This window comes from Gluconobacter sp. OJB, from assembly GCF_039638275.1.
Classification (GTDB): Bacteria; Pseudomonadota; Alphaproteobacteria; order Acetobacterales; family Acetobacteraceae; genus Gluconobacter; species Gluconobacter cerevisiae.
The window spans coordinates 125,443-132,488 of sequence record NZ_JBDIWH010000003.1 but is presented as its reverse complement, the minus strand read 5'-3'; the positions used below and the strand labels follow the sequence as shown (position 1 = coordinate 132,488).

The window sequence follows — 7,046 nt, the reverse complement described above, 5'->3', positions numbered from 1 at the left end:
AAGCGGGGCCTTAAACGTATCTGGGCTCTGGCTAACTCACTCAAACAATTCCTTCTTCAAGCCCAAATAGGCGATTTGCCTTTATGCTTCTCCTGTAGCGAGAAAGAAAGGCCCTTTTCAGAGTCTCCCGGCCGCTGAGACATCGCCACAAGGATCTGCGACTTTCATCTGTAACATGAGTCTGTTTCACGCTCGCAAGGGAGTGATGAGAACAAAAGCGGCCTTCCGTAATTTTTTTTCACAATTCGTTAAGGAAACCTTTTTTCTTTGCGCTAGCCCGTGCTAGAGCGAAAGGGAAGAAAGAGAGAGCAGATAAAGTCCATAAAGAGACTGTATCCAGGACTCTGGTGCGATCTGACCTCATGTCCTAGTATTGTGGTAAAGGTGACGGATGGGTTCGGTTTTTATACCAGAGAATAATCAAGCAAGTTCTCTGTCGGATGACTTTGATTCCGCATCCTTCTGCGCTGAAACACGGTCAAGCATAGATTGTGTTATTTATACGCTCTCGATTATTTCAAATATGACAGTCAAATCTCCTTCAGTCCTACAAGACTATGCTTTGCAGGTTACTGAGTGTGAGCGACGCATGCACCGTCTGAAAATGCTAGAGTCCTCCAATCCGATGCTCCAGAAGTGTACGAACGAGTGTCTCGCAAAATTTGCTATTTTCGAAGCTGATAGCTCTGGCGAGTTTTGTACTTCTTCTCGGGCATCTTCTTTTGATTTCAAGACCGAGATCATTTCCTGAAGAAAGTCGCAGATGAAGCCTTCAGTCTCCTACGCATCGCAAAGGAGACTGAAGTCATGAAGCATTATCATGTGTGCATTCCACTGCTACTGGCGCTAGGGGCTTGCTCTGGCAACGTCTCGGCCGATCATGGTCACGGCCCGAAGCCGCCGCCACTCAAACACGCTCGCTATGAGCCGGGCGCGGCCTATGGATCAGCCCGAGCGGTCTGGGCGCCCCCCGTCTATGATCGGCAAGGTCATATCGTAAAGGTGGAAGATCCCCGCAATTCTGGAGGCCGTGAAGACTACGAGCACGCGGCCTGGGCCATTGGTGGCCCCAACAACAACTCCACGCACCCACCCGGAACCTTCTAAAAGAAAAGCGGCCCTCTGGGGCCGCTTCCTGTTTCAGGATCGTCGAGGAAAAAGGGTGTCGGCCTCTCTGATATAGGCCAGCATCCCGGCCTTCCTCCGCTGACGAAACTGCCAGTTCATCCACCCATTTTGCAAAATATAGAGCCCCAGAGCGAACCAGAACGGCATCATCTCGATCGCGGTCACAAGCGTCTGGCTCCGCCATGACCCGCTGAGGCCGACAATGATCCACGCTGAGAGAAGGCAAGCCCCGATGAGAGCTGCGGCCCAGGCGCGCTGATACGTCTTGGCCTGCTGGTTCTGGAGATAGATCTCTACCGCGGCCGGACTGACGTCATACACGTCAGCCGTCGCAACAATGTCGATGCGACCCGATTCATCAACCTGAAACCCGTCGTCCGCTTCAGGCTTTCTCCGGACGATGAGCCACAGTGTCCGAAGCAGACTGTAGCCGTCACGAATACTCGTGGCCCCGACTGCGACAGATGGAGAGCCTACAACGAAACGGGCTGCCCGGCCTGTTTTGGCCAGGACTCCCTTCTTTTCGCTCGCCCCACTCACTGGCTGACATCCGTCAGGAACTTGTTCAGGTCTGGAGGCACGCCGTCGAGACGCCCCAGAGACCCATCATGATGCTTCCAGAAAAAGGTCGGTGTGCCCGTCAGCGATACCGCTTTAGCGGCTGCCATATTGGCATCAACTCGAGACTGCGCTTCAGGAGACGGGTGATCCAGCACATTCGAGAGGCCGCCAGACGTCCAGGCCTGAACCAGGCTCGCATCCGTAGGCAGCGAGGTCATGGCCTTAGCGTAACGCGTACTTGCGCCGCCATCCTCATAGTCCAGGAGCGAAAGCGGTACGACCCTCAAACGTAGCTTCCCACTGTCAACGGCGGGCTGAAGGAGCTGCATGGCCCGGATCGAGAACGTGCAGCGCGGATCAATGAACATGATCACTTCCGGCGCACCCTTCTGGCCGATCACACCAGCATAGATCTGCGCGGACAACGAACCGGCCGAGGCCTTTCCGCCTCCCGGGACGTCAATCCGAACCGTGGGGACGGCCCCTGGAATATAGCGGATCTGCTGCCTTGTGACGTTTTTACCTGCGGTATCCCATATTGTGCCCGCAATCGCGGCCTGACCGTCTGGCGTCGCATAGACCACCTGGAAACGGTCGCCATTGCGCACAAACATGCCTCTGGTGCCGCGCCAGACCTCAAGATCTGTCGCCCGCTTGCCTATCAGTTCGTGAAGGCGATCATAGGGGACGGGAATGAGCGTCCCGCCAATAATGAAGCTGTGATTTTCCGGTGTGAAGAACACGAGAAGCTGGTTATCGCCGTGAGCAACGCCAGTCTGGAGGCCGTGCTGTGGCTCTGCCCACAGGATCTCGCTGCCTGCCTGTACCAGCCGCTGGATCGCGTCAGTCGGCTGAGCATCACGTGAAGCGGCCTTTTGAGGTGCTGATGCTTGGGCAGGCGGGGAAGGAACAGCGCATTGGGTCTGCGCCATTGCCGGCGCTGCCAGGAACAGCGATCCGGCGAGATAAAGAGAGGTACGAGAACGCATGAAGGGTCTCCTGAAGAATTAAGGAGACCCTATCGGGCTGAGATGCGACTAAGAGCCGTTTTTTAAGGTCTCTGGCAGTGGACCGTAGAGGGCGCGGTACTGCTTGAGTGAAACCTCGGCCTTTTCCGCCCAAGCTTTCAACTCGTCGTAGTTAGCTTCCGACTTATCGCCGAAATCTTTCCACTGCTTGGTCAGAGAGAGTTGCCCTGCATAGTCGGAACGCACTTGAGACAGCTCTGTCTCAAGTGCTCGTTCTCTCAAAGAAGCCTGATGCAACTTCTCCCGTAGGTTGGCTAACGTGCTGTTTAGGGCGTCTCTCTGAGCAAGAAGCTCATGGGTAAGCTGCTCGTAAGTTGGCCCTGAACGCCTGCGCAGCCGCGAAGACCAGTTCTCTATAAACTGGTCCTGCTGAACCGAAGCGCGACCAAGCATATAGCCTGCTAACGCACCCATGCCCTCACTTTCAGCCATTACCTTCACCTTCAAGTAATGCGCTGCATGGTCGTGTCGTTACCACCAGCGGGAGAATTACGTACCCCATTCACTAACTGTGCCGAGGGTCGTTGTCCATCGTTGGAACCTTTTTGCGGCGCAAGTGATCTTTGGATACCTTGTAAAGTGCCCGCCATACCAACGACGGCCGCATCTCTAGAGAACTGATCCAGATCGACACGGTTGCCTTCATGGAAGCCAATCATGGCGGGAACACGCTCTGGCAGGATCGCAATCAGCCTGAAGCACATCAGGGCCAGCGTGATATGGACCGTGACGTACATGCCGAGCATGACGACAACGCCAATAAGATTGGTCACGATCCAGCCATGCGACAGCACGAACCCTGCTGCCACACCAAATGTCTGATGGATCAGCCAGGACATGGCATCAAACACGAAGAAGCCGAGGAAGAGCCCGAACAGCATCAGGGTCGGTCGGAAAAGGACGTTGAAGATCAGGGCATATCCTGCTTTCGCGTGCCCATGCAGACCTTCGCCGGACATTGTCATGTGGGCCAGCATCCAGAGCGGGACAGCGATCACGCCTTCGCACACCAGAATGAGCCAGCCAGCAACGCCAGCCATCCACATCACCCAGGGGATCATCGGTAGCACAAAGGCCAGTGTGAGACCTGGAAGGAGAAGCGCCATCGCTCCCGTCAGGATCGGCGTGCTGAGAAACTGCACAACGACGTGTCCCACTCCGATCCCGGCAGCCCCCGCAAAATTTCCCGTCAGGGCTGCTCCAGCCGCCGTCACCGCAGATCCAGCGTCCGAGCTGAGAAGCGCGGCGGACGCCATGACCAGGAGGGCCGTGGTGATCATCCAGTTCCCGAGGCCCATGAGGTTTCCGAACGGATCCGTCCAGTAGCCTTCAGCGCCAGAAGGCTCGATGAACGCCATGACCGTCTGAAGCGTGTAGTCACTCAGATGCAAAGACCGCGCGACCTGAGACAGCACCCCTGCGCCATCACCGCTCGGAGTGACACCGGCATAGAGATCACTGCTTCCGCCTGGAGCATTCATGCCGTCCTGCGTGGCGACCATATTGGAGATATTGGCCAGGAGTGCGCCAATCGACTGCATCATCGGCGCAATATCTCCGTGCACGTCCTCGCCCAGTCCAACATAGGTCGGAGCACTGACAGTCGGGGTGGATGCCATCAGGGACATGGTTTCCCCATTGAGACGGGCAAACTCAAGGTAGTAGGCCCCCGCACCTGTCCAGCCGAGACTATCCAGACGGCCCTTGGTGTTGGCCGCGTCTCCGTTGGTCCCGCTGTTCCACGCCTGAAAGCTGGTACTACGCTGTGTGACGGCTGCCTGAACCTGCTGGCGGATACTGGCAGCTTTGGCCGTCAGCTTGCTGGTGTAGTCATTGGTCGCCTGCGTCATAAGGGTCACGAGCGGTGCCAGACTGGAGGACTTCTTGGTCTGCCAGAACTGGGTTGCAACCTGCTGGACCTGTGGCCGGATCTCGCCCACCAGAACGCTATCCAGAATCTGCTGCTGCATGGAGGCCGTATCGACCGTGATCCCCAGAATCTTCGTCGCGGCGCGCGGAGCCTGGATGGTGACAGAACCGCAAACGGGCTGCCCGTCTCCCGTGGTCATCTGATACGGATAGGTAATCATACCCAGATCGGAGCCGGATACGGCCTTTACGGTTCTCCCGGTCGGGGCTGGCACGAGGCTCGAATTGGATGAGGCCAGGTTGACCAGATCCCGGCACATTTCATTGGCGATCAGGCCAGCCACAATGGTTTTCGTACCCGGCACCATGGGCTGTGCGATGGTTTTTCCGTCCGGACCAATCGCCTGCACGGCGGAGGAATAGACCGTCTTCGCCATACCGACCCCCCAGAGCGAGCCCTGAACGAACGCAGCCTGACCGGCACTAAAACCCCCTGCGACCGGAAGCATCATGATGGCGCCAAAGGCCATGCGCACGATACTCATGGAGGTCTGATTCGATCCAAGCACCTTCGACGTCTCAGCCGAGCGATGCATGTTCATCATCATGACGTAAGAGACAAAGGCCATGGCCAGCGCCATGACGAAGCCGGAGAGGTCGCCCAGCATGGTCCCGATGACCGTGGCCTCGGTGCCGGTGGACGTCGAGGATGATCCGAAGACCGGAAAGACCGACTTGATCATGGTCGCGGCCCAGTCATCACCGGGATCGAGCATGTTCCAGGTCACGCCATAGGTGGAGTTTCCCGACGTCGAATTGCCTGTGACCGACTGTGCGTGAGCCACCCCTGTCGCGAGTAAGATGGGCAGGACGCTGAGCGCCCTACCCGTGTTTCTGAAGCGTCTGAGAGAAGTCATCACTTATAATCCCAAGCTGGCGCTGGCTGACGCAGAAGGGGACGGCCGGAAAACAGAGGCGACGGCCTCAACCGCCTTTTTCACCAGCTCACGGGCCTTCTCTGAGAGATCTTCGACCATGCTGGTCCCGGCTTCCTTTCCCGGCACCCCCTTGGCAAGCTCGCCAATCTTGCTGTCCAGGCCGTTGAAGCGCTGCTCGACCTGAGCCTCTGTCCCGCGCTGCACCCCAATATCGGCAGCTTTCTCACGATGAGCGCCGTAGGCCGCGACCGCCTCACCCGCTTCCTTCAACTGCGCTGCGAACGCCTGGTTGGTGCTCCGCTCGGCTTGAAATCGCGATTGCAGGCCTTCATGCCGACCTCCCGGCCGCATTTCGCTCAACACACCATCCATACCGTTCGGCTCGGATTTTGCGGCCTCAGCGATTTCCCGCATGACTGACGATGCAGGCGTATTCTGCACGGCTTCCAGCGCACTCTGCGCCTTCAGGCCGAGGGCCTCGGTCTGATCCAGATGATTGGCGTCGGCCTGCTGCCCGTGGGCCGCATTCATCGTCTGGGCCTTGGCCATCCAGTTAGACCCGGGCGTGACGGTCTGCTGCACGGCCTCAGGACGAATGGCCTGTGCGAGACGGGTAAAGAGACCCGGGCCGCGCACCTGATAGACAACCTGTTCCTTCGCATCGTCTTCCGAAGTTTTTACTTCTTCCTTCTCCGGCCCAGGTCTGGCCTGCGCTTTCGAGCCAGCCTGACCTTTGTTTGGGGTTTCAGGAGCCACTTTCTCTTTCGCCTCAGTCCCGAGGGGCCGCCCGGGACGTTGGGCCTGTGGGTGATCTGCAGCCGGATCGCCTCCGCCAGGAGAGGCGTGCATCCGTGGATCAGCGTTTTCTCCCGAAGGATGAGTTTGGGTTTCACCCTCTTGCACGCGTGGATCCTCACTATCCTCTGGCGCAGGGGCGTCCGGAATATCATCGAAAGGTGGTGGCTCAGGGCTTCCATCAAACTCGGACGCCGGTTCCACGGGTTTGACGTCTGCCTGTTCATCCTGTCTGACGGCCTGCGCGTCAGGGTCGTGCGTCGAGAACCGTGCTGCATTGGCAACGCGGTCAGACAGAGAGTGGAGAACCTCGTCAATCTCCGGATTGCCCTGCTGGTCGGCACCCATAGAGGCGACGCGCTCCGACACAGAGCGCACCGTGTCCACCAGCCGCTGATCCATGAGGTCAGGCGTCTGTCTCATGAAGCCTTTGAGGGTCTCAGACGTCAGGCCAGGTACGGTCATGGCGCGCTGTGTCATTTCCTCGCGCAGCCCATTCTCCTGTGGCAGGACAGGCCCAACCAGACGCTCGGCGTCCTGGAGCACATAGGCCACGTTGGTCCGAAACCGATCATTGGATGCAAGGTCCGGATCCTGATGCTTCTGGGCAAGCAAGGTAATCTGCCCAGCCAGTTGGGGCGCATCCTTCTCAAGTTGCGGTCGCACGCGCTCCAGGCTCTGGAAGACGTCCGCAAGGGCAGGGATCTGCGTATCGTTCTGGGCCATG

6 protein-coding genes are annotated in these 7,046 nt (G+C 58.0%); 1 reads left to right on the top strand and 5 read right to left on the bottom strand.

Annotated features, from left to right (window positions below):
- Positions 1-807 precede the first annotated feature (807 nt).
- Positions 808-1,107: a hypothetical protein gene (locus ABDK74_RS14735; protein ID WP_339408636.1), complete on the top strand. Its 300-nt coding sequence runs from the start codon at positions 808-810 to the stop codon at positions 1,105-1,107.
- A 33-nt stretch (positions 1,108-1,140) separates the two neighbouring features.
- Here the strand turns inward: ABDK74_RS14735 and ABDK74_RS14730 are convergent, their stop codons facing one another.
- Genes ABDK74_RS14730 through ABDK74_RS14710 form a run of 5 tightly spaced genes read right to left on the bottom strand, consistent with a single transcriptional unit; the run spans position 1,141 to position 7,045 of the window.
- Positions 1,141-1,668 carry a hypothetical protein gene (locus tag ABDK74_RS14730; RefSeq protein WP_346004431.1) on the bottom strand — a complete coding sequence of 176 codons (528 nt, stop codon included), beginning with the start codon at positions 1,666-1,668 and terminating at the stop codon, positions 1,141-1,143.
- Positions 1,665-2,678: a thiol:disulfide interchange protein gene (locus ABDK74_RS14725; protein WP_346004430.1), complete on the bottom strand. Its 1,014-nt coding sequence runs from the start codon at positions 2,676-2,678 to the stop codon at positions 1,665-1,667. The genes ABDK74_RS14730 and ABDK74_RS14725 overlap by 4 nt, the downstream gene beginning before the upstream one ends.
- Positions 2,679-2,726: 48 nt before the next feature.
- Entirely contained in the window at positions 2,727-3,149 is a 423-nt protein-coding gene (locus tag ABDK74_RS14720) for a hypothetical protein (protein WP_346004429.1), read from the bottom strand.
- An 11-nt stretch (positions 3,150-3,160) separates the two neighbouring features.
- Positions 3,161-5,503: a DotA/TraY family protein gene (locus ABDK74_RS14715; RefSeq protein WP_346004428.1), complete on the bottom strand. Its 2,343-nt coding sequence runs from the start codon at positions 5,501-5,503 to the stop codon at positions 3,161-3,163.
- Between the two features lie 3 nt (positions 5,504-5,506).
- Positions 5,507-7,045 carry a hypothetical protein gene (locus ABDK74_RS14710; protein ID WP_346004427.1) on the bottom strand — a complete coding sequence of 513 codons (1,539 nt, stop codon included), beginning with the start codon at positions 7,043-7,045 and terminating at the stop codon, positions 5,507-5,509.
- Position 7,046: the final 1 nt, after the last annotated feature.